The sequence below is a fragment of the Brevibacillus fortis genome (assembly GCF_003013395.1).
Classification (GTDB): Bacteria; Bacillota; Bacilli; order Brevibacillales; family Brevibacillaceae; genus Brevibacillus; species Brevibacillus fortis.
In genome coordinates, this window is sequence record NZ_PXZM01000036.1 from 191,980 (window position 1) to 215,203 (window position 23,224).

The following is a 23,224-nucleotide window of genomic DNA, read 5'->3' on the forward strand; positions in this document are numbered from 1 at the left end:
ATCAAAAATGGACAAACTCGCACTCTTATTCCCGGGACAAGGTTCGCAATATGTCGGAATGGGCCAATCATTATGTGAGGCCCATCCCGTTGCCGCTCGCACCTTTGAAGAAGCAAGTGATGCGCTTGGATTTAACCTGCAAACACTTTGTTTTGCAGGGGATGTACAAGAACTGACCAAAACAGAGCACGCACAGCCAGCAATCTTGACGGCAAGCGTCGCAGCCTTCCGCGTTTATTCTCAGGAAATCGGCATTGAACCGGCGTGGGTGGCCGGTCACAGTCTGGGCGAATTTACAGCCCTGACTTGTGCCGGTGCCATCCAGTTTGCAGATGCCGTTCGCCTTGTCTATCGGCGAGGTCAGTTCATGCAGGCGGCCACGCCGCAGGGTGTTGGAGCCATGTCAGCAATTTTCGGTTTGAATGATCAACTTGTCGAGGAGCTTTGTCGGGAACATTCTCGAGGCGATGCGATCGTTGTGGTCGCTAACCATAACTCCGCTGATCAGATCGTCATCTCCGGTCATGCACATGCGGTGCGGCAAGTAGAAGAAGCGTGCAAGCAGCATGGCTCGACTTCCGTTGTTAGTCTCAAAGTGAGCGCGCCTTTCCATTCGCCACTAATGGTGCAAGCCGCAGAACGTTTAAATGAGGAACTGAAGCGATATACGTACTGCGATCCCAAATGGCCAGTGATTTCCAATGTGACAGCAGAACCTTATGTCCATGCTGATCAACTTGTCGATTTGCTCACGGCGCAGACAACCAGCCCTGTGCGTTGGCAATCTACGATGGATTATTTGGTAAAACAAGGAGTAAACACCGTAATTGAGCTCGGTCCGAAAAGTGTGCTGACCAATTTGGCCAAAGGATATCCCCTTCGTGCCTTTGCCTTTGACAAGCAGGGGGAGATCAATCGTTATCATCAAGAGCTTCGGGATGCCAAGGCGCGTAATCATACAGCAATTGCCCAACTTGTCGATTCTTGCATTGCGGTTGCTGTTTGCACCAAAAACCGCGGTCTCGATGAAGAAAATTACCAGCAAGGGGTGATCGCTCCCTACCAAGCTCTTCAACGACTGAGACAACAGCTGGAAGAAGGAGAAAAAGAGGGTGGCTATGGGGATGTACAGGAAGCTTTTTCTTTGCTTCGTTTGATCTTGCAAACCAAAAAGGCTCCTGACACGGAACAAGCCATGCGCTTTGAACAGCTTACCAGCAAATCGGACTTGCAACAGCGATTTCCTGAGATCGGCAACGAATGGCAAGCTAGCTAAGTCGATTCAGGTGAGCAGAGGACCCAAGGACCCAAGGACCCAAGGAGGAAGAACGCAGTGAGCAAGCCATTAGGACTGAACCGAGTCAAATTGAATAAACAGCAGACGGATGCTCATTCAATAGAAAGCAAACCCAATCAACACGATATTGCGGTGATTGGTGCTGCTTGCCGATTCGGAAGCGCAGAAAACCCGGCAGATTTTTGGCGTCTATTGCAAGCAGGTCAAGATTGTGTGCGAGAGCTTCCCAAAGAGCGCCAGAACGATTTGATTCCATTGTTACTCGCCAAAGGGTTGACGATGGAGCAAATCCAATTTCGAGAAGCTGCTTACCTGAATGAAATTGATAAGTTCGACCCGCAATTCTTCGGTCTTTCTCCTAAGGAAGCCAGCCAGATGGATCCGAATCAGCGCCTATTCCTGCTGACATGCTGGGAGGCGATTGAGGACGCCGGATATGGTGGGACAATGCTCGCAGGCAGTCGTACTGGTGTATATCTGGGGTTTAGTAGCGATTTTGGTGAAGAGTATAGACGAATGATTCGGGAGCTGGAACCAGAGGCATTGTCCACCTCAATCATTGGCAATATGAAATCGGTGATCGCTTCTCGCATCTCCTACATGCTTGATCTCAAAGGTCCGAGCATGCTTGTGGATACTTCCTGCTCCTCGTCACTGATGGCTGTTCATCTGGCATGCCAAGCGATTCGTCGAGGAGAGTGTGAGATGGCGCTGGCAGGCGGTGTCAAGCTCATCTTGCTGTCTTTACAAGATGGAAGCAATGATTTGGGGATTTTATCACAATCTGGGCGTACGCGCCCTTTTGACAATGATTCAGACGGTACGGGTGTCGGTGAAGGGGTTGGCGCCGTTTTGCTCAAACCGTTGACAAAGGCGCTTGCAGACGGGGATTCGATTTATGCCGTGATCAAGGGAAGTGCCGCCAATCAAGACGGTCATTCTTTCGGGCTTACGGCCCCGAATTCGTTGGCACAAGCCGAAGTTATTCAGCAGGCGTGGAAAGACGCGCAGATTGACCCCGAAACCCTTTCCTACATTGAGGTGCACAGCATAGGTACAAAGCTTGGTGATCCTATGGAGATGGACGGACTGGAGAGAGCCTTTCGCCCATACACAAATCGGCGCCAATTTTGTGGGATCGGCTCTGTAAAGACGAACATCGGTCACACGGATCACGTAGCGGGCATGGCTGGTCTTTTCAAGGTGATCCTGTCTCTTAAACAAAAGCAGATACCACCACACTTACACTTTCAGCGCGCTAATCGGATGATTCCTTTTGAACAATCTCCCATTTACATCCATGACAAATTGACAGAATGGGAACCAGAGCAAAGCGTGCGACGGGCTGGAATCAGCTCCTTTGGGATGAGTGGAACCAATGTGCACCTCGTAGTCGAGGAGGCACCGGGATTCATACAGCCTCCCAAGCAAGACGAAGGGTTTCAGGCTATCGCTTTATCCGCTAAAAGCAAGGAGAGCTTGTCCAACCTGTTGCTCCGCTTTCAGAATTGGACCCGCAAGCCTGTGGAGGAACTGCCGACATTGGAAAGTCTCAGTTTTACGGCGAATACCGGGCGTAGTCACTACGGCTACCGCTTGCTCCTTATTTGTAGGGACATGGATGATTTCTCCGCTAAAATCAACAAGTTGTGCGCGAGCGATTGGACAACACTTTCTGAACCAGATATTTTCTTTGGCTGGCACAAGGTTATCTCCCACGAAAAGGCAGATAGAGAGCCAGGGATACTGACAGAGGCAGAACAGCAAGCGATGAATAAGGCGACCAGTGCTCTTTTGCAAAAACTTTTGTTGGCGCAAAACAAAGAGTTATCTGATCTAAAAGAGCTTGGAGAATTGTATGTAAGCGGGGCTGACGTGCGCTGGAGTTCCTTATATACATTTAAAAAGCCACGCCGCGTTCACCTCCCTGTTTATCCGTTTGAGCGCAAGCGCTGCTGGCTGGATATCGCTTCGCTTCATTCGCGTGGCGAGGATGCCAGAAGAGAAAAAGACAATGATGCACCGCAAAAATCTGCGGACGCGAAGCTGCCAAACGTGGTGGTACGTGGGAGAAAACACGATACCTACACCGTTTTAGAGCAAGAGCTTGCTCACATTTGGGGATATGTTCTGGGGCTTGAAGAAATAGATGTCTATGACAGTTTTTACGAACTGGGTGGGGACTCGATCATCGCGATTAGAGTGATCAGCGAGATCTCTAAGCGGGTGAACCGAGAAGTAGAAGTAAAAGACCTGCTTACCCATTTGACCATTTCCGAGTTTGCTGCCTTTCTGGATTCGGCTCGGCATGAAGTAGAGCAGGTTGCGATAGCAGAGGCAGCAGTTACTGCTACTGCTGCCCAAATTGTTCACCAACGAAACACGAAACCAGCGCATGGCACGCAAATTAAACGCAGCACGTATGCCGATGTCAGTCATTTATCCTGGCGTCAATGGAATTGTTATGATCGGGGTCTCGCTTTATTAATGGAGGAGCAGGATGCCCATCTGATTCCGTATTTTAAGCTTTTTCTCGGGTTGAAGCGCGGCTATCAGCTTGATACAGAGGGGTACCCCTATTCGTATCGGGAGCATGCTGAGGTTATGGGATATTTGTCGGATGAGGAGATGCTTTACAAATTTGGCTATCGGGTCAATCTCGTGCCTGTCGCTCGTCTAGATGAATTACATGAGTCGATCATTCGGCAATTGGATCAAGGTAAGCCAGTAATGGTCGCGTTTGACGAGTACTATACCTTTTACACGCCGCAATACCAGAAGGAACATACCGATCATCTCACCGTCATCACTGGCTATGACCATGACAAGCAGGTATATACGATCATCAATCACAACCATTTGACGCGAGGTCAAGCTCAACGAATCCAGTACGATAAATTTTCCACAACGTATCAAACACTTGAGGAGATCTATGCAAATATAGAGCCGCATTCTCGGCTGATCATGGTGCTCGATCGCGTTACAGATGACGAAGCAAGCTTACGTTACAGCGCGGAGCAGGAGCTGCTGCGTTTATTAAAAGCGATCGAGAGTAAACAGGAAGTAGGTCGTGAGCTTACGCTATTGCTGTCACTTACCGAGCAGCCAGACACCTATTTTGATCAAGCCAATCTAAACGAGCTATACGTTCAATTAGGCGGGAAAGAACTGTGGATGGAAACGTTATTGGACGGGTACATTCCACAGGCGGATCAGTCTGTACGCGAGCTGGCGGAGGACATTGTGCAGACATCGAATAACGTGGTGAATCGCTATGCACTTAGCTTATACAAAGAAAAAATGTTGAAGCGATCCGACATGGAAGCGGCTGTCGATAAGTTAAGGTCTCTCACTAGTCAATTTCTGCAACAAGTATTTGCCTTGAGAGAACGTGATTCGGATATCCGATAGTCGCATGTGTTTACCAATACGATAGATAGGAAGGAGAGTCCTCATGTCTCTCAACGAGATTCAACCTAGCAAGCATCCGAACCTGGATTGCATCGGCGCTTCTATCTACACGGTTCTGAAATACCTGAACTTTTCCGCCTTGGAAACAGCATGGAAGCAGTGCGGTGCCATCTATCTAAAGACGGAGAATGCTCCCTATGGAGATTTGAACGGACAATACATGAGAACAGTTGCAGAACTGCACTGGATTCACAATGTTCGCGTAGAAGGACGGGCTGAACCAGAAGACGACCTGTTTTTGGCACATATTCAAGAACGATTAGAGCGGGAGGTACCGACAATCGTCCTCTGCAATATGGCAGAACTCCCGTACAACCCTTATTATCAGGACCTGCCTGAAATGCATAGCATCATTGTCACAGGAAGAGAAGGTAACCAGCTTCTGATCGTCGATGATTACTATCGCTACAAAGGTCTGCTGCCAATCGAGCAATTTTTACAGGCCAGTAACTCTTCCTATCGGGATGCAGGTACAGGTGAATGGTATCCGCTCCACAATCGATCATTTGAATTGGTCCTTTCAGAGTCCCTTCACCCGACGCCCGATCAGTTGCTGGAAGCGGTCAGGAGCAATCTGAGCGTACTCGAGGGTCGTTTGGAAATAAGTCAAATCAAGCAGGACTTGGATGTACCCGACGATGTCAACGTCGAGGTAGGGCTGAAATCCCTTGATCCTTTTCTCAAAGACGTAGAGGCTTTTCTCGCTAGCGGAGTGGAGATTACAGACGATCATCTCGATATCCTTAACCACAGCTTGATCAGCATGGCACAAACACGAGCGATGTATGCCAATGTCCTGCATGCGATCAGTGAGAAGTACGAAAATTTTGCAGACCTTGCCGAGGCGTATCACAGTATCGGACATCAATGGAAAATTACGACCAATATGATTCTTAAGGCTTTTGACAGTAATCGCAGTGACATGGTTCATCGCGTTCTGCAAAAAATCAGCAGCATAAAAACGCAGGAATTTGAGGCGGTCGTCAAAACAAGAGAATTACTGGAACGGGTTGGCGTTGTTGTGTAAGCAAGCATCTACCACTTGGAGGGACTCCTATGGAAAAGGAAAACGAAGTATATGAGACGCTCCTTCGGTTGTTTTCTGAGTACGTGAACGAAAGCGGAGAACTTACGGAGTACATTGATTCCTTGACCTTTATCAAGTCGGTCGTAAAGGTTGAAAGAGAATTTGGCATTGAATTCGATGATGACATGCTCCATTTGGAAAACTTTCAAGATATGAAAACGTTGGCAGGATACATCCAGCAAAAAATGGATGCAAAATCTGCCTGATCGAAGGTCCAGGATGCATACGGTCGATCAGACGAAGACGGGAAAAATCGGGAGTGAGGGCTCAACATGCTAAATAAAATGATGTCCATAAGTCACATGATTGGCAATACGCCTTTAATCAAACTTGAGCATGAGCACGTCAATCTGTTTTGCAAGCTGGAGTACAACAACCTCATGGGAAGTGTAAAAGTGCGGCCGGCCTTTTACATTTTACAGGAGGCGATCAAAAGAGGAGAGATCACGCAGGAAACCACCGTAATTGAGTCTTCTTCGGGAAACTTTGCGATCTCTTTGGCGACTTTGTGCAAGAGAATCGGCATTAAATTTATTCCAGTTATTGACCCAAACATTAATCCTGTATATGAGAATTTGCTCAGGGTAATTTCCCATGAAGTAGTAAAAGTATCGGACCGCGACGAGACAGGAGGCTTTCTCCTAACGCGCATCCAAACGGTCAATCGTCTACTGAACGAGACGAAGAATTCGTTTTGGACCAATCAATATGGAAATCCAGATAGCGCTCGTGCCCATTACTTCGGACTAGGAGCAGAGATTGCCAACAGCTTCGAAGATTTGGACTATGCTTTTATCGGCGTTAGTTCTGGCGGTACGATTACGGGAATTTCGAAGCGATTAAAAGAGCGGTTTCCGGCTATCAAAATTATTGCTGTCGATACAGAAGGATCGGTTATTTTTGGACAAGAGCCGCAAAAACGATATATCCCGGGAATCGGATCGAGCATGCGGCCTGACATACTCAAAGATGCGATCATTGATGAGGTCGTTCATGTGTCGGAAGAAGACACAGTCAAGGCTTGCTATCAGTTGTATGCGGAGCATGGTATTTTTGCGGGAGGTTCTTCGGGTACTTCCTACAGGGCTATTGAAAGCTACTTCAAAAATCGAGAGTGCGTAGGAAAGCCAAATGTAGTCTTTTTATGTCCTGACGGTGGTATGCCATACGTAAATACCGTATACAACCAGGAATGGGTGAAGTGGCTGAGCCAGCAAAAGCATTCTTTCGTTGGCAATTAAGTGGTGACCAATAAAATTAACTACGATAAGCAGGGTGGGCTGCATGATGTTATATCTAAACACGAGTGATATTGAGAAGATCGGCAAGAATTGGAAGGAAACGATTGATGTCATTGAACATGCTGTGCATTCCTTACATAAAGAAGATTATGCACAGCCGATTAAACCTTACTTGCGATATCATGACATGTCAAACCGCATTATTGCCATGCCTGCATTTGTCGGTGGAGATATCTACATGGCGGGAATCAAGTGGATTGCCAGTTTCCCGAAAAACCTCCAAGAGGGTATCCAACGCGCGCATTCGATTACCATCCTGAACGAAGCCAGAACGGGTAAGCCTGTGGCAACGATTAATACGGCCCTGGTCAGCGGCATTCGAACTGCTTCTGTTTCCGGTCTTCTCCTCAAGCATTACGAACAAGTACGTCCCCTGCAAAATGTAACGGTCGGAATTATCGGGTTTGGTCCGATTGGCAGACTTCATCTGCAAATGGTAACGGCCTTGTTAGGAGAGAAGATCGACAAGGTGGTTCTCTATGACATTGCGGGTATCCAGCAGGAGCATATTCCGGCTGAAATAAAAGAGAAAACGGTTATCGCGCAAACGTGGGAAGAAGCATACTGCGAGGCAGATGTGTTCATTACGTGCACGGTATCACCACATGGTTTTATTGATAAGCAGCCGAAACGCAATTCCTTATTGTTAAATGTGTCGTTACGTGATTTTACTCCAAAGATTTTGGACTATACCCGCTCCATTATCGTAGACGACTGGACCGAGGTCTGCCGCGAGAACACGGACATCGAGATCATGCATCTAGAGAGAGGATTGCAAAAAGAAGATACCAAATCGATTACAGATATCGTCTGCCTGGATCAGATGAAAGAATTTCCGCAAGATGAGCCCATCATGTTCAATCCGATGGGGATGGCAATCTTTGATATCGCCATTGCTGCTTATTACTACAAACAAGCACTCTCGCAGGGGAGCGGGACTCACTTGCAAGACTAACTGGAGGTTACCATTTTGTACGATGTGCTGGCAAATCTAAAACTGGTAGAGTCATCTCGTATTTGTTTGCACGAGTCCCATGAAAACAAACGACTTCATAAGACCAGACAGATCATTGATGAGGAAGGGATATTACGACATCCTCCGCTAGCGATTCTTATGCAAAACGATCAGTATTTGATCATTGATGGTGCACATCGGACGTTTGCTCTTCAAGCGCTCGGATGCAAGCACATCCCCATTCAAGTTGTCGATCATGCGGATTTTCACTTAGACATGTGGGATCATATTGTACCTGTCGCTGCGTGGTTGCAATCAGTGGAGCAGAATTCGGAGTTTCGGTGGGAAACAGAGCGTTTACGAGAAACGCCTGTGGCAGAAATGAAGATAGGGAACAAGGAACGTTTCTATCTGTATCCAAATGAAAACCGGCAGGATGATGAGTGGCGAATGACGCTTTGGCGTCAGCTAGTCGACAGTTACAACTATAGCCACACCGTACAACGCCTGCCTACAGGAATGATTGAATGGCCGGAAGTAGGAACCGCTTTGATACGTTTCCCGCTAATCAGTCTGGCGGACTTGGAGCGTATTGTATCGGAAGGGCATGTTTTGCCTGCGGGTGTGACCCGTTTTGAAATAGACGGGCGTCTACTAAACTTGTGCATTCCGATTAGCCTATTGAAGCAGGAACAAATCGAGTTAGAACAGTGGGAGAGATTGGTTAAAAAATGGAGAGAAACCCTGCGCCTCTACTCGAAACCCGTGTATATGTGCGATGCGTAATAGAAACCGTGGCGAGTCTGATTCGCCACGGTTTCTATCAAATGCGGTCTACCTCACAGTAGCAGTGCCAAAAAGGAGAGGATCATTCTGCAAAAAATCATAGATGAGTCGAAACGAAAACTAGCATTTTTGCTAATGTGTCTGGTTCTCGGACTACAAGGGAGCATGCCCGTTTACGCCGAGAATAACGGTCAAAAAGATACCGAAATCGCAACGGCAATTGAACAACTGGTCAAAGATACAATGGAATCGGAAAAAATCCCGGGTGCAGCAGTTGTTGTCGTCAAAGAGGGGAAAACCGTTTACAAGCAATCGTTTGGATATTCCGACATCCAGAAGCAAGAACGTATAACTTCTGACTCGTTGTTTGAAATCGGATCGAACTCCAAAGCTTTTACGGCGCTAGCCATTCACCAGCTGGTCGAGCAAAAACGTCTTTCTCTGGATGATCCTGTTCAGAGCTTTATACCATGGTTTACCGTTACATATAAAGGACAACCGGAGACGATCCTGATCAAGCATTTACTGTACCATACCAGTGGTTTTCCGTTTAAAAGCATTGGCTCCATACCTATTTCTTCTAGCGAGCAGGCAATCGAAGAAACAGTTCGAGCGCTCAATCATACAGAACTGGTTCGTAAGCCGGGAACCGAGTATGAATATGCCACATTTAACTATGACATTCTTGGCTATATTATTGAAAAAGTCACCGGAGAATCATATGAGCAGTATGTGCAGCAACAAATCATTGCCAAATTGGGACTAACCCATACCTTTTTGAAGGCACAAGCACCCGAGTGGGATTTGGCAAGCGGGCACAAAGTCAGCTTCTTTTCCCAAAAAGTGTACGATGCACCGGATTATCGTGGAAACACGCCAGCTGGTTATGTCGTATCCAACCTGAACGATATGGAGCGATGGCTTCAGATTCAGCTAGGGGTGGAGACTTCAGCGTTTCACACAGAGTTGGTGCGTGCCTCACATCTTCCTGACCGTTCGGTAGCTCCTGCTGCAGACGGTTCCTCGTATGCGTCAGGCTGGATGATTTATCAGGATGGTGGTGGGGAAATTTCGCACGGTGGCAACAACCCTGCATTCTCATCGTACGTGGTGTTTCGTCCAGAGGAAAAGCTGGGAGCCGTCGTTTTGACCAATACAAACTCGTTGAACGCATTCGTTATCGCAGAAGGGGCGGTCAATCTCGTTCAAGGAAAAGAAGTTCCAAAAGTCGTGTCTGACACCAATCTTAAAGCAGATCGTCTGGCAAGCATTTCTCTCGTGATCCTTGGTATCCTTGTGGTGATACTTGGTGGGGCAATCTTGCAGATTTTGGTGCAATTCTTTCGAGGCGAACGAAAACTTGCCTCGAATGCGGGGCGCATCTGTTTTGCATCCTTCATTGCTTTTGTTCTCATGGGAAGTGTATTGACAGCTGCCTTGTACTATTTGCCGGATGTTTTTTTTATGGGGCTACCGTGGCATTTCATCGAGGTCTGGCTTCCGATCACCATTTTTTACGCCATGTACGCATTGGTGGCAAGCCTAGCTCTATTTAATGTCTATATCACGCTGCTCCGTTTGTTTCCGAAATCAAAAGAAACATCCATGACGTCTATTGTCATCCAGGGACTGATCAGCGGGTTTGGAAATGCGCTGATTATTTTTATGATTAATCTTGCGCTCACTTCTACCAACAAGTTTCATGCATCCATTTTCTTGTATTTTCTCCTGGGTATTTTGCTGTATATCGTTGGGGAAAAAATGATGCGTAGTCGACTGATTGTGATCACGAATGAAGTGGTTTACGAAAAAAGAATGGAACTGATCCGCAAAATTTTCAGGACACCTTATCAAAAGTACGAGACAATCGATAACGGTCAGATATATGCGGGTTTGAATAACGATACAGAAACGATCAGTACGTTCGCCAATAGTGTCGTCGTGGCACTAACCAGTGCGGTTACGCTCGTGTTTTGCTTCATTTATCTGGGCTCACTGGATCTATACGGATTTTTGTTTTGTTTGGCTGTTATCTTTGTCGCTGTGGGCCTTTACACGCTGGCAGGACGCTTTGCAAACAAAGTATGGGAGGAAACGAGAGACATCCAAAATGTGTTTTTCTCCTATATTACCGATATGATCGGTGGCTTCAAGGAGCTATATCTCACCCAGGCGCAAAGAAAAGAATTCGAAGAGCACATGGAAAGAAGCTGCGCTGACTATCGAGAAAAGAAATCAGCCGGCCAATTTAAATTTGTGAACGTGTATTTGATAGGGGAATTGCTTTTCGTCGTGGTGATCGGTACGGTTGCTTTTTTATTCCCGATTCTCTTCCCTTCTCTTCAAAAAGAGATGCTGGTTAGTTATGTGTTTGTCTTTCTGTATATGACAGGGCCCGTTCACGGTATCCTGAATGCAGTACCGGAGCTGATTCGCATCAAGATCAGTTGGCAACGACTGAATGCGCTGCTTGATTCGTTATCAGTGGAAACAAGAAGAGAAGTGGAAAGTTTGGCAGAGTGGAAAACGCAAGACTTTGAAACGTTTTCAACTGAACAAGTGCAGTTCCGATACAAAAACAATGAAGGTGAAGAGTTTTCCGTGGGGCCCCTGGACTTTTCCTGCCGAAAAGGAGAGACCGTCTTTATTGTTGGCGGTAACGGAAGCGGGAAGTCAACGTTTGCCAAACTGATTACCGGATTGTACGAGCAGGATGAGGGCGAGTTTTTCATGAACGGACAAAAAGTGAATGCTGATCAACGCTGCGAATTCTTCTCTGCTATCTTTAGTGATTTCTACTTGTTTGAGAAGATGTACGGAATCGATTACCAAGCAAAGCAAAAAGAAGTGAGCCAATATTTAGAGGTGCTTCGCATTGCTGATAAAGTAGAGGTGGATCAAACGGGGACGTTTAGCACGACGAAGCTGTCTACGGGTCAGCGTAAGCGTCTTGCCTTAATGCTCAGTCTGGTAAGAGACCGGCCCATTTTCCTCTTTGACGAGTGGGCAGCGGACCAAGATCCAGAGTATCGTCAATTCTTTTACGAATCATTGCTGCCAGAAATGAAAAGACAGGGCAAATGTGTAATTGCGATCACACACGACGATCGCTATTTTCACCTTGCTGACCAGGTAGTGAAAATGGAGAGTGGGCGAATTATTTCGCAGCAAACGTTCGCGCATGCCTGATGTCAAACCAATCAGAGAAGTCAGAGAAGACCGAATCGGGATTGTTCCCGGCGGTCTTTTCTTGCATAGTTGACAGGGTTCCATTCGATTGGAGGTGCTAGACAAATAATTCAGACAGCTATATAATTGGAAGCAGTTGGAATGGATTGCGATCACATATTGCGGGTGTAGTTCAATGGCAGAACTCCGGCTTCCCAAGCCTGCGGCGTGGGTTCGATTCCCATCACCCGCTCCATACGAAATGGCAGAAAAGTCTTTGATAACAAAGGCTTTTCTTTTTTTGCGGCAATAATTGCACAAAAACGCACTTGGAAACGAAACTTTTAAGTCGTTCGTGAGTATTTTCATGTGATAAACCCGAAGGAGGGTATGCAATGAAGGAGATGAACTACGGTCATTAACTTCCCAAAAAGTTCGCAAAACGGTTATCAAGTAAGGCTGTAAGAAGATACAGGTCTGGAATTCATACTGGATGCATGTATCGGAAAATTTTTTGCTCATGGAATATCAATGATTTCTGGTTTTACAAGTCATATCGAGATGCGATTCGAGATTGGGAGACAAGCGATTTTCCTAGAGTGAAGGCGAAGACGAAAAAACAAATCATCAACGAATGGGCAAAATATTACTACCGAAAATAGAAGAATCATTGGTGTACAGGGAAGAGCCACGGTATTGAAACGCTTCTTCATCCATGACAAAATGAAAAAAATGACATTCAGGTGTCATCGTACAATCCAGTAATAGAATTGGGGGATCGAAATGAGAACCATACTACTCGGCACGAGCAAGTTAGAAGTACCAGTCATCGCGATCGGCTGCATGAGGATTGGGTCACTAGACAAGCAGCAAGCGGAGCGCTTCGTACAGACGGCGCTTGAACAAGGGGCGAACTTCTTCGACCATGCTGATATTTATGGAAAAGGCAGATGTGAGGAAGTATTTACAGAAGCGATTCAGATGAGCCCTAGCGTTCGCGAGGGTATCCTTTTGCAATCGAAATGTGGCATCCGGCCCGGCATGTTCGACTTTTCCAAAGAGCATATTGTGAATGCAGTGGATGGCATTCTAAAACGATTAAAAACTGAATATTTGGACGTATTGCTTTTGCATCGCCCAGACACTCTTGTCGAGCCGGAAGAAGTAGCGGAAGCATTTGATCTCCTGAAAAGCGCGGGTAAAGTGCGTCACTTTGGCGTCTCCAATCAAAATCCGATGCAGATCCAGCTGTTAAACAAATATCTGAAGCAACCAATCGTTGCTAACCAGTTGCAGCTCAGCATTATGAACGCGACGATGATCTCACAAGGCTTCAATGTCAATATGGAGAACACATCTGCTGTGAACCGCGATGGCAGCGTACTCGACTTCTGTAGGCTGCATGATATTACGATTCAGCCTTGGTCGCCCTTCCAGCATGGATTTTTCGAAGGATCTTTCCTTGGGAACGAGAAGTTTCCCGAGTTGAACAAGAAAATCGATGAAATTGCAGCTAAATATGAAGTAACTAACACGACAATCGCCATCGCTTGGATATTACGGCACCCGGCGAACATGCAACCTGTCATTGGCACGACGAATATCGACCGTATGAAAGACTGCGTGAAAGCAGCACATATTCGCTTGACGCGAGAAGAGTGGTATGACATCTATCGCGCTGCCGGAAATGTGTTGCCGTAACTGATTCCACTTACGCAAATACCTGATAGATCTTTGCTCGGTCATAGTCTAATATTCACTGATCATAGCTGTCATAAATACCTCTGATTGCTTCTGGAGTAGTGGCTAATAAATCACAGCCTCGATCGTCATAGATGTGAAATATTGTATGCTTGCTGGTATTGATAAAGTAGATCCGATGAAAAATACGCGGCTTTAATCCCATATCCTGACGGCAGATTGCTTGTATCATCGGAACAAATGCAAGGTCGGATGTTTTACACTTCAAAGCGAATCGATGCGTTACGGTGATCAGAGTTCACATCCAGCTCAAAACGGATTCAAATATCCCAGCTATAAAATAAAGGTGGTCTAAGCATTAGCATTGGAAAATGTATGCTGTAAATACTCGTGTACCGCCATCAAAGCACCTCGCTCTACTAAAATGATTCGGAGAAAATAAAATAGGAGAGAACAAAAGCTCTCCTACCATCTTTTGAATGTTTTTTTCTATTCCTGTAAAAATCCTTTTTGCTTCCACTCTTTGTATAGAGTAAGGTCGCTGCTCACTTGTCGAAACACCAATCCAATAATTGCTGCGTCATCTAGTAAACCAGCAACAGGAATAAAATCTGTGATTGCGTCTATGGGCGCAACAAAGTACAATATCCCGCCAATAATCATTAATATGGATTTAACAGGGATTGCTCGGTATTTTCCGCTCGTCCAATCACCGAAAATACCAAAAAGTAACTGTAAATTCTCCCAAGCATCTCCGAGTGTTTTTTTATCTGCTTTTTTCATTGCTTTCTTTAAGAGATTAGATGCTTTTTCTTTATCGTTCAGATATTCAGATGCTTTTGATTCATAATTTTTGAGAAACCTCTTTTCATGTTTGGCCATAGGACCTCCTATGTTTCGCCGAAGCCAAAAAGGGTGAGAAAACGCTCATTTTTGGCTTCGGTTTCTTTATGTAGATACGATCATTTAAACCACTTATACATTCCTACAGAACGAGGAGCGGTATACGCAAACCCGAATTGTTCGTATAGTTTATCCGCAGGAACATCTGCGATTAGGCTAACATAGCCACTCTTGGGAGCGTTTTGATCTAAATAGTCCATGAGGTGCTGCATGGTGAGCTTATGATTTATTTTGCTCGTAGAAAAGCTCCCAAGCGATTACACCAAGATGATTTTCCCCGTACGATGGCGGCTTTCCGCAAATTGCACTGCCTCTATAACATCATGCAAAGCAAATTTCTCTCCAGGCTCTGCTAAAATGAGCTTCCCATTCTGAACGAGCTCGATGACTTTCTCAAACGTTTTGTGCCAGGTAGACACAGATACGCGTTGATTCCAGTGGCGCAATAAAAACAATTGAGGGAGAACACCAAGCTCTTTCGAGATGATCGACCAATCTACTTGAACTCCCGATAAAAGGCCTAAAGACAAGAAAATCCCGCCGGCACGTGTAGACTTAGCCAGCTCTAAACCGTCTGGACCGCCAATTGAATCAATAGACGCATGAGCACCGTGTCCGTTCGTTACACTCATGATGGCATCATAGATAGACACACGTGAACTGTCGATGACATGCCATGCTCCAAGCTGCATCAGCTTCTCGGTATATCTTGCATTTCGGACGATGGCAATCACCCTAAAACCAAAAAGAGCGGATAACTGAATAAACAAGCGGCCAATCGCTGAGTTGGCTGCATTGACTAACAAAACCTGATGGGGAGACAGTTGAAGTGTCTCATTGCAGATGACCCACGCAGTTATAGGGTTGATGTACAACCGACTGGCGGTATCATCTTGGATCGAATCGGGAACCTCAATGGCTAGCTCGGCTGGCGTTTTTACATATTCTTGCCAGGTGCCCTCACCGCGTAAAGGCAGAACACGTTTCCCGATAAGAGAGGAGGGAGCAAAATGACCTGTATCAATAACGGTACCAACGCCCTCATACCCAGGAATTGCGGGAAGGTTGATGCGATGCTTGTACGCACCGCGAATCGGGATAAGATCAGAAGGATTAATCGGACGTGCATTCATTTTCACCAATATTTCATCTTGCTTCAGAGGTTCAATCAGCCGCTGTTCAATCTTCAATACTTCATGGGGTTCGCCAAATTGTTCATAACGTACAACTTGTGCATACATGGTTGTGCACTCCTTGCTTTGTCAGCCATAACCGAAAGAAGGATGGTTCTACGACTGTGTATATGGAATCGGAATGTCTTTATCTTACGTATAAAAAATAAACCCCGTCAATCAAAACGAGAACTTGGAACGCAGCTACAAAAAAGAACAGATACGCGATCTTATGCTTTTTCTTCCTCTCAAAAGTACCTATCGCTAGAACGATAACCCACCCACTTTCGCTTGCAGAGTTTTAGATATTCTGGATAATCCAGAAAAATAAGACCGCTTCTAAATGTTACATTCTTCAAAATTATACCAACATTTTAATGAGGAAACAAATTTACATAAAATGCGATTGATAAGTGAAAAAGAGCGCATCTGCGCTCTTTCGAATCATGATTTTGCTCGTGGTGCACTTTCAAATCCTACTTTTTTATGCGTGCCATCACAGAACGGTTTCTTCTCGGATTGCCCGCATCGACAGAGTGAAAAAGATGCACCGACTTCATACTTGTCACCTGCTCCGTCCAGCAAGTCAACCGCACCGGTAACACGAATTGATCCATTGTCGTTAATCTTGATGGTTACTTTTTCTTGATCCACATGTCATCCCTCCTTTTTTACTATCTTTACCTACTATGCTTTCGAGCAGAAGGGTATGTGGTCAATAATTACTTGTCTAAATGGGAAGAGCCCACCGTCGCGAAAGTGAACGAGCTGGTAGAACATGACGAATTCGTGTTAGCTAATCATAAGTGACGGCAACGGAATTAATCTTGTTTTTTAATGTTAAAACAGTGTTATTGCATATCTAAATCCATTTCATTATATTTGCAATGAATCTAAGATGGAGAAATTATCTATTTATTTTTACAATATAGAGAGAACTTGGAAGCCGAAGGAGTGAAACGATGAGCAACTCATTTCAGTTCGTATCTTTAGTGAACTAAAAGATAAGTTTCCCGAGGAATCCTGGTGGTCACGATTCCATCAAGATTTTACCGAAAATCATATTGCGGCTTATTATAACGGAAATCTAACATTGTCTTCCCTCGATCTAGATTGGGAGAAGCCGTTTCCGCAGTAGCAGGAGACAACGCTTATTTTCATTGACAGGAAGCTTACGGTGGACAACCTCTACAATGCAGATACAGATGGCGCATAGGGCTTATGGTGATGGGGGATCTGACTGCTAAAAACATGGCGGTGGGCGGTCAGGAAATCTACATCGAGGGAAATCTGTTAGTCGAAGAAATTTTGTGCGGCTCCTACAACCACGGAGAAACCATTGTTAGGTTGATGTGGAGAAGGGCAAACTGAACCCTGGCATTTACATTAAGGATGACCATAACCACTATTTTATTTATCTTGAAGAAGACCATGCCGTTAGTCTGCAAAGAAAAACGGAGCATGAAGGAGCGGTATGGGAAGACATTACCGATAAGCCACAGGAGCAGTTGTCGGATATTACCTACTACTGGATCATGCTGCTAACCTGCGCCAATGTAGCTGAGCTGTATTTGCCGGGCGTTGACAGGCGCTACATGGAGCGAATTTTGCAGCACCCCACGATTCAGGCATTGGATCCGGCAGGAGAGGAAAACGACGGGTTCTGGGATGGCTCCAAGTATTATCGTTTTCGGCAGGCACATACGGACGAGGATGGGGACAATCTGGATGCCCGAATTGAAATTCAGACTCCCGATGGATCATTCTATTTCTATACGTTAGGTAATGAAAAATTTGTTTCCCGGCATTATCAGCCTCCTAACCAGTACGGGCGCGAGAACATTTCTTATTTAAACTCCATACGCTGGGAAGCATCCGAACGCTACTTTACGAAGTTCATGCAGTTTATATCCCGTGAAATAGCGAAGGGCGCTGACACTGAAGATGAATTGTAGGAACAAATAGCCATTGTTGGGGTTTGTGTAGTAATAGAAAAAAAAAAGGCAAAGAAATTGGTGAGGTTTGTTTGTAGTAACCTCACCAATTTTATTAACTCAATTAAGAAGTTTCATCTAGGGGGAGCAATGGGCGTTCTAATAAAGCTCTCCTTTTTTTCATAATAAATTGCTCTAGCAAGACTATGACGTGACTCTCCTTTGTTTAACTGTGTTAAAATTCTGCGTCAATATCCTTCATCATCAAGATAAGTAAGGAAGTGCTGTGTCTTATAGATCCGTCCAAATTCGCGATGGTACGACCTAACATGGTCGGCTTTCCTCCGCGTTGTTTGGCTTGAATCAGTTGCGTCGGATTGACTGTACCGAGTTTTATAGAACCTGCCACTCTCAACATATCATTCCAATAACGATTACTAATATCTTTTCGGATTCTATGTTTTGCAAGTTTGTTTCATTCTCCGTAAGCTGCATCTGGATCAATCCTCCAAAATCGAGAGCCTCCAATATCTGCAATGCGAGGGCTGAATTGATAGCCAAGTAACCCGAATAACCCGAAAATAATATCACTATACCCAGCAGTATCCGTCATAACTTCTCTTGGCTGCAAGACAGTTTGCTGGTTCCAAAATTCCTGATAAAAGATAGAGAGAGTCTTTGAGTGTGCCAGGTATAACGATTCTATGAAACTTTGTAAACTGATCACTGGTAAAGTTGTAGTATGTGACACCACTACCCGCTCTGCTTACTTCAAGTAGGAGTTCTGGAAGATCAGTATGGGGAAGAATAGACTACATAGCTTGGGAAAAAGGGGACTTTTCTAGTAAATAGACAGTTTTATAAATAGACAAAAAATTAACAAATATTACATTGCCATATTTTGGTAATTATAATAGCATATATCTGTATTAAACATTAGCTAATAGGAGGGATTGAAAATGAAAGGTGTAGTCAGGTTAATAAGTGCTTTAACAACGTTCGTGTTGGCATTCATTGCATTAGGGTCAGCAGTATCCGCGGATGGGCAAGGTCCAATCACTGGTTCAGGTCCAACAGTTGCTTATTTATGCGAAGATGCAAACTATCAAGGTCATTGTCTGGGTCTAACTCCAGGTGTTATCCTTAGACTTGATGAAAAATACTTCAATGACAGTGCTTCCTCGATCAAGTTTGTAAATGCTGGAGACCATCAAATATACGCAGTAACTGTTTATGAACACTTAGCTTATAATGGGCGTAGCACTACTTATTACTTCGATGATCCTGACTTGAGTGATGAATATATTGGGAACGATGAAACTTCTTCTGTAACGATTCTTGGACCTCTTAAACCTGAAAGTATGCATGGAGTTTACTTGTACGATAACTACGGAATGAGCGGCGATTGGATCAAGTTAAACTCAAGCGCGAGCACTATCCCACTTAATGACAAGATTTCATCCATTCGTATCGTCGGACCATATGATATAACGATATTCGAACATGCAGACTTTACTGGAAGAAGTTTGAGTTTTAGTGGTAATGCTTATCAACAGGGCACCCAGATTCGCGATTTGGTTCCCCACGGATTTAACGACATTACATCCAGCATATTAATCACAAAGCGCTACTAAATTCAAGTTCTTCATGTCTTTGCACTCCATTATTCTTCATCGTCAACTAATAAAGAAGTTAACTTAAAGCTATTGGCTTTTAATCCATCGTTAGCCTACGAGATAATAAATAAAACCATCCAAAAGTAAAAAGTGACCATTCATTTGGTCACTTTTTATGTTACAACCATTAGTTTTTGTTGTTCGAGTATCCTATCTAGGTTATCTAAAGTTTGCTGATGAGTTCGTTAGGTAGAGGGGGATCTCCACCTTACTTCTTTTGTCCCTAGTGGTGTTGATAAATTTTGGGGGGCGGAGAAGAATCAAAATGCAATCGATTTTTATAAGTCAATTGGAATGACAACACAAAGTAGAAGAATGGAGTTTAGATTAAGCTAACGGGCAGTTTAATGAAAAGGAAGCAATTCATAAGAAATATCAATTTTCATATTTGCTATGATTGAATTAATGATAAGCAGAAAGCAGGGTGTTCATATGAAGAGTTTGGGATCTATGAATGTGGATGTCATTACGCTGTTTGTTGAGGATTTTCAGAAGGTGAAGGCGTTCTATCAGGAAGTATTCGGATTTCAAGCCGTATATGAAGACGAGGTCTCGTCGGTGTTTAACTTCGGGAATATGAGCGTGAACCTTTTGGATATTTCCGAGTCACACGAATTGATGAAACCGGGAACAGTCGCAACACGTGATTCCGGATTCCGTTTCCTACTCACCATTTGGGTCGATGACGTGGATGAGGTATGTGAAGAATTGAAAAAACGTGGGGTTGCTCTACTGAACGGTCCGATCGACCGGCCGTGGGGAGTGCGAACGGCTACATTCATCGATCCGGCAGGACATGCTTGGGAGATCGCGAAACAATTGCCATAGGAACAGATTTAAAGCATTGAACTAACGGGTTCATTAGTTTAAATAAATAAGGAGAAGTTTTCTGATGAATATCGAGTTGAGACGTTTGCTCGAAGAAGATCAAAGAGACTTAAAGAATACCCCAGTTAATCGTGTAGAAAGAGATATTTTAAGGAGGAATCGGGTAAGAGGAATTCTTTCCGAAGGAGGGGTGACCGAAGGGATTGATTATTTTCACGCTGCGTTAATCTTCCAGCACGGTGACTCATTAAATGATTGGTTTCAAGCGCATGAATTAGCTAAGAAAGCAAGTGAGCTCGGATATTTCGAAGCAAGATGGCTCGCTGCTGTAGCTCTGGATAGATGGCTTGTCTGGCAAGGTAGGCCAGCAAAATATGGTAATCAGTTAATTCCTTTTGGTGGCACTTATCGTTTACCATGTGTTGATCCAGTCACAACAGATGAAGAGCGGAAAAAGTGGGGTATAGCAACTCTCGCTGATTTACTTGCGTTTCATGGTCTTCGTGGCTTTGCTTCAATAGAAAAAGAAAATATTGTTTCAGCAGCTGTTGAAGGATTTCAGATTAACCTGGTTAGACTTAACCGTCATCTTGTCCATAGCCCGAATTTAGAAGGTGTTCACTGCGGCTTTGATGAAGAAAACCGTACTATCTTGGAAAATTCATACGGCTGGCGCTGGGTAATAGATAATATGGGCGATTTTATCACCTGCTGGCTTTCTCTGCCTTATGCCCCTAAGATAGCCCATATCGTAACTGGTGAAGAATCTCCCACTTTCGAAATAACCGAGTATCAGAACCGTCCTGCAATATGGGTTAAGTGCAATGGTTTGTTGACCCTTTATTTTTTAAAGCAAGAAGAAATTTGGGCTGTTTCAGGTCGTGATCGTAATGATATAGTAAAAATTTCGAGCAAGGTTGGGGTGCATACTGGAACATAGTGTTACAGAGTGGGTCAAGTATCCATTCAACTAACGGGTTTTGATAGTTCAATAATATAGCGGGAGTCTAGGACTTTATTTTCTGGTCCATGGCTACCGCTGTTTTGATTGGTAGGGTCAGTCTAATACTTATTTCTAACGAGCAACGAATAATTCTTCTTCAAGATTACGCCAGATCAACAGTTCCGGTCTAAAACTTTATTATCTTCGAACAAGGGCAATAGATACCAAAATGTATTGGATCAATACCACGAGCGGAAGCAGGTGAACTACAGGGGATGAAGGAAGTATATCTAACGGGGATGGGCATACAAGTGCCTTCACCCTCGAATATTGGCTTGAATTTTGAAACAGAATTTGAAAGGCCCCACCTGAGAGAGAAGAGCTCACAGGCAAGGCCTTTTCGTCCGTTCAGCGTTTTGCACCCGAACAACCAACAATCACATTACAACCATAAGGAGAATCAATTTGGACAGAAATAATAATAGAGGAGCCTTATGTCCGTCAAATTAAACGCATAGACATTGGCGTTTAGTGGCGTTCTTCTGGTGACCTCCTTCAGCACTTCGCCCACCACCTTGAACCTCATTAGACGGGGCCGGTTTTGCATGAAAAGGCTGTTTGCACGAGTGAGTCCTGCCCCAACGAGTGAAGAAAGATAATTAAGCGAGCTTGGCGCGATAGTCATCTAAGATTCGATGCTCCATTTTTTCCTGTAGGTGGTCGGTCATTTCCTGGCATATCCGGTTGTATTCCCAATCCGATATCTGATAAGCAGGAGGAGCATCTTTATGCAGCAGCATGGCGATCCGCATATGAGTCGCAGGGTGTGTCGTGTCCATGCTTTGTTGACTTCTTTCCAGGATGCGCACTATGCGCATTTTTTCCTTTCCAGGCAGCTTAGAAAAAGTCTCATGCAAGTGCTGACCCAGTGTCATACTTTGCTTCTGCAAGGAATGTCTCGCGATCAGTGGCTCCACCACATCGTTCATGTGAATGATCTGCAACAGGGAAATGAGATGCTGACTGCCTGCAAGCTGAGCCGCCATACGATCCGCCTCATATTCAGCACGTTGACTCTGATTCCAATAAAGATGAATGAGAACAGCCAGCAAACGATAGGGAATCCAAAGTAGAAGCCGCATGATCCCTCTGCTGAACGTGGCGATGAATGAAAAATGGTATTCATCATCCTCGTATTGGATTGGGTCAAGCAAATCGCACCAATTCAGGAGAATACGCTGTGCATGCGATACCAGAGCGCTCCGCCTAATGTCATTGTTACGGCAATGAGCCAGCTCATGGGCAAGCAGTGCGGTCAACTCTCCCGGTGTGCACGCAAACAATAGTGGATAACCGATGACAACCACCCTCCCTCTGCGCCATCCATATTCAGTGGTATACGCTTCATAGTAAGGAGAGAGCGCGAACTGTATACTTTTTTCGACCCCCATCTTTTGCGCCATAGTTTCAAATATCTTCATGGTGGTTGGGTGTTCATCAGCATTCAAAAGAATGGCCATTTTCGGAAACGGATGGGGTCGAGGCCGCGACAACCATGCGAACAGGAGGATTAGCAGACAGCTTATGAGGATAAAGGGGCTGCGATACCAGGCGACAAGTCCGTACAAAGAAAAGAGAAAGCCTGCAACGGAACATCCGATAACGACGAGTGAGTACGCGGATGCCACTCTCTCGCTCACCCCCTGTTTGGTTACGAGCTCGGTGCGGCCCTTTAGCTCTTTGAACAAGGCTTGGCCGTATGTATCACGCATTTTCCTCTCAAGGCGCTTCCAAGCGTTACCTTGGCGTTCTTTCGATGGGACGGCTAGATTCCAGTCACAGTGTTCACACCAAAACGGATATCCTTCGTTTGCCTCTATTTGTGCTCCACAAGAAGGACAAGGCTTCACTGAATCATTCCCCCTCTGCGCCTGTTTCGTACACAAGGCGCTGTCTGACAGCATTCTACCATGAGTAACTGTTCCTGATAAGACAGTTTGGA

19 protein-coding genes, 1 tRNA gene and 2 pseudogenes are annotated in these 23,224 nt (G+C 45.0%); 14 read left to right on the forward strand and 8 right to left on the reverse strand.

Features of this window, described 5'->3' with window-relative positions:
• Positions 1 to 7 precede the first annotated feature (7 nt).
• From fabD to C7R93_RS21520, 10 genes are all read left to right on the forward strand, one after another.
• The gene (gene fabD / locus C7R93_RS21470; RefSeq protein ID WP_106840727.1) at positions 8 to 1,276 is read left to right on the forward strand and encodes an ACP S-malonyltransferase; all 1,269 of its coding nucleotides are present in this window, start codon (positions 8 to 10) and stop codon (positions 1,274 to 1,276) included.
• A 57-nt stretch (positions 1,277 to 1,333) separates the two neighbouring features.
• Entirely contained in the window at positions 1,334 to 4,708 is a 3,375-nt protein-coding gene (locus C7R93_RS21475; RefSeq protein ID WP_106840728.1) for a beta-ketoacyl synthase N-terminal-like domain-containing protein, read from the forward strand.
• A gap of 43 nt (positions 4,709 to 4,751) precedes the next feature.
• Entirely contained in the window at positions 4,752 to 5,795 is a 1,044-nt protein-coding gene (locus C7R93_RS21480) for a BtrH N-terminal domain-containing protein (protein ID WP_106840729.1), read from the forward strand.
• Positions 5,796 to 5,824: 29 nt separating this feature from the next.
• Positions 5,825 to 6,061 (forward strand): phosphopantetheine-binding protein, encoded by a 237-nt coding sequence (locus C7R93_RS21485; protein ID WP_106840730.1) that lies wholly within the window; start codon positions 5,825 to 5,827, stop codon positions 6,059 to 6,061.
• A gap of 66 nt (positions 6,062 to 6,127) precedes the next feature.
• Positions 6,128 to 7,096 (forward strand): 2,3-diaminopropionate biosynthesis protein SbnA, encoded by a 969-nt coding sequence (sbnA, locus tag C7R93_RS21490; RefSeq protein WP_106840731.1) that lies wholly within the window; start codon positions 6,128 to 6,130, stop codon positions 7,094 to 7,096.
• Between the two features lie 46 nt (positions 7,097 to 7,142).
• Entirely contained in the window at positions 7,143 to 8,111 is a 969-nt protein-coding gene (gene sbnB, locus C7R93_RS21495) for a 2,3-diaminopropionate biosynthesis protein SbnB (protein WP_106840732.1), read from the forward strand.
• Positions 8,112 to 8,135: 24 nt separating this feature from the next.
• The gene (locus C7R93_RS21500) at positions 8,136 to 8,897 is read left to right on the forward strand and encodes a ParB N-terminal domain-containing protein (protein WP_244191627.1); all 762 of its coding nucleotides are present in this window, start codon (positions 8,136 to 8,138) and stop codon (positions 8,895 to 8,897) included.
• A 129-nt stretch (positions 8,898 to 9,026) separates the two neighbouring features.
• A complete protein-coding gene (edeA, locus tag C7R93_RS21505) occupies positions 9,027 to 12,086 on the forward strand; it encodes a cyclic peptide edeine export ABC transporter EdeA (protein WP_208637841.1) in 3,060 nt (1,019 codons plus the stop codon).
• A 161-nt stretch (positions 12,087 to 12,247) separates the two neighbouring features.
• Positions 12,248 to 12,321: transfer RNA gene (locus tag C7R93_RS21510), tRNA-Gly, on the forward strand.
• Between the two features lie 527 nt (positions 12,322 to 12,848).
• The gene (locus tag C7R93_RS21520) at positions 12,849 to 13,766 is read left to right on the forward strand and encodes an aldo/keto reductase (RefSeq protein ID WP_106840735.1); all 918 of its coding nucleotides are present in this window, start codon (positions 12,849 to 12,851) and stop codon (positions 13,764 to 13,766) included.
• Positions 13,767 to 13,821: 55 nt separating this feature from the next.
• On the opposite strand, the pseudogene C7R93_RS31060 reads toward C7R93_RS21520, so the two are convergent.
• The 4 genes and pseudogenes from C7R93_RS31060 to C7R93_RS21545 form a co-directional block, all read right to left on the reverse strand.
• Positions 13,822 to 14,049, reverse strand: a pseudogene (locus tag C7R93_RS31060) (DUF3885 domain-containing protein); the annotation flags it as partial.
• Between the two features lie 206 nt (positions 14,050 to 14,255).
• A complete protein-coding gene (locus C7R93_RS21530) occupies positions 14,256 to 14,648 on the reverse strand; it encodes a YkvA family protein (RefSeq protein ID WP_106840736.1) in 393 nt (130 codons plus the stop codon).
• A gap of 278 nt (positions 14,649 to 14,926) precedes the next feature.
• A complete protein-coding gene (locus tag C7R93_RS21540; RefSeq protein ID WP_106840737.1) occupies positions 14,927 to 15,910 on the reverse strand; it encodes a zinc-dependent alcohol dehydrogenase family protein in 984 nt (327 codons plus the stop codon).
• A 375-nt stretch (positions 15,911 to 16,285) separates the two neighbouring features.
• Positions 16,286 to 16,495 (reverse strand): CDGSH iron-sulfur domain-containing protein, encoded by a 210-nt coding sequence (locus C7R93_RS21545; protein ID WP_106840738.1) that lies wholly within the window; start codon positions 16,493 to 16,495, stop codon positions 16,286 to 16,288.
• 698 nt (positions 16,496 to 17,193) lie between these two features.
• On the opposite strand from C7R93_RS21545, the gene C7R93_RS30750 reads away from it, so the two are divergent.
• Positions 17,194 to 17,796: a hypothetical protein gene (locus C7R93_RS30750; protein ID WP_244191609.1), complete on the forward strand. Its 603-nt coding sequence runs from the start codon at positions 17,194 to 17,196 to the stop codon at positions 17,794 to 17,796.
• Between the two features lie 113 nt (positions 17,797 to 17,909).
• Here the strand turns inward: C7R93_RS30750 and C7R93_RS30965 are convergent, their stop codons facing one another.
• From C7R93_RS30965 to C7R93_RS31180, 3 genes and pseudogenes are all read right to left on the reverse strand, one after another.
• Entirely contained in the window at positions 17,910 to 18,017 is a 108-nt protein-coding gene (locus tag C7R93_RS30965; protein ID WP_279629458.1) for a Tn3 family transposase, read from the reverse strand.
• Positions 18,011 to 18,388: pseudogene (locus C7R93_RS30970) on the reverse strand (Tn3 family transposase). Before C7R93_RS30970 ends, C7R93_RS30965 begins: the two are co-directional and overlap by 7 nt.
• A complete protein-coding gene (locus C7R93_RS31180) occupies positions 18,366 to 18,584 on the reverse strand; it encodes a Tn3 family transposase (protein WP_425266741.1) in 219 nt (72 codons plus the stop codon). Before C7R93_RS31180 ends, C7R93_RS30970 begins: the two are co-directional and overlap by 23 nt.
• A 150-nt stretch (positions 18,585 to 18,734) precedes the next feature.
• On the opposite strand from C7R93_RS31180, the gene C7R93_RS21560 reads away from it, so the two are divergent.
• The 3 genes from C7R93_RS21560 (at position 18,735) to C7R93_RS21575 (ending at position 21,219) form a co-directional block, all read left to right on the forward strand.
• Complete coding sequence (locus C7R93_RS21560) at positions 18,735 to 19,409, forward strand: hypothetical protein (protein ID WP_106840739.1); 675 nt, start codon at positions 18,735 to 18,737, stop codon at positions 19,407 to 19,409.
• Between the two features lie 474 nt (positions 19,410 to 19,883).
• Positions 19,884 to 20,279, forward strand: coding sequence for a VOC family protein (locus C7R93_RS21570; RefSeq protein ID WP_106840740.1), 396 nt, complete (start codon positions 19,884 to 19,886; stop codon positions 20,277 to 20,279).
• 64 nt (positions 20,280 to 20,343) lie between these two features.
• Positions 20,344 to 21,219, forward strand: coding sequence for a hypothetical protein (locus C7R93_RS21575; protein WP_106840741.1), 876 nt, complete (start codon positions 20,344 to 20,346; stop codon positions 21,217 to 21,219).
• Between the two features lie 662 nt (positions 21,220 to 21,881).
• Here C7R93_RS21575 and C7R93_RS21585 read toward each other — a convergent pair.
• Complete coding sequence (locus C7R93_RS21585; protein ID WP_158264044.1) at positions 21,882 to 23,132, reverse strand: M48 family metallopeptidase; 1,251 nt, start codon at positions 23,130 to 23,132, stop codon at positions 21,882 to 21,884.
• Positions 23,133 to 23,224: the final 92 nt, after the last annotated feature.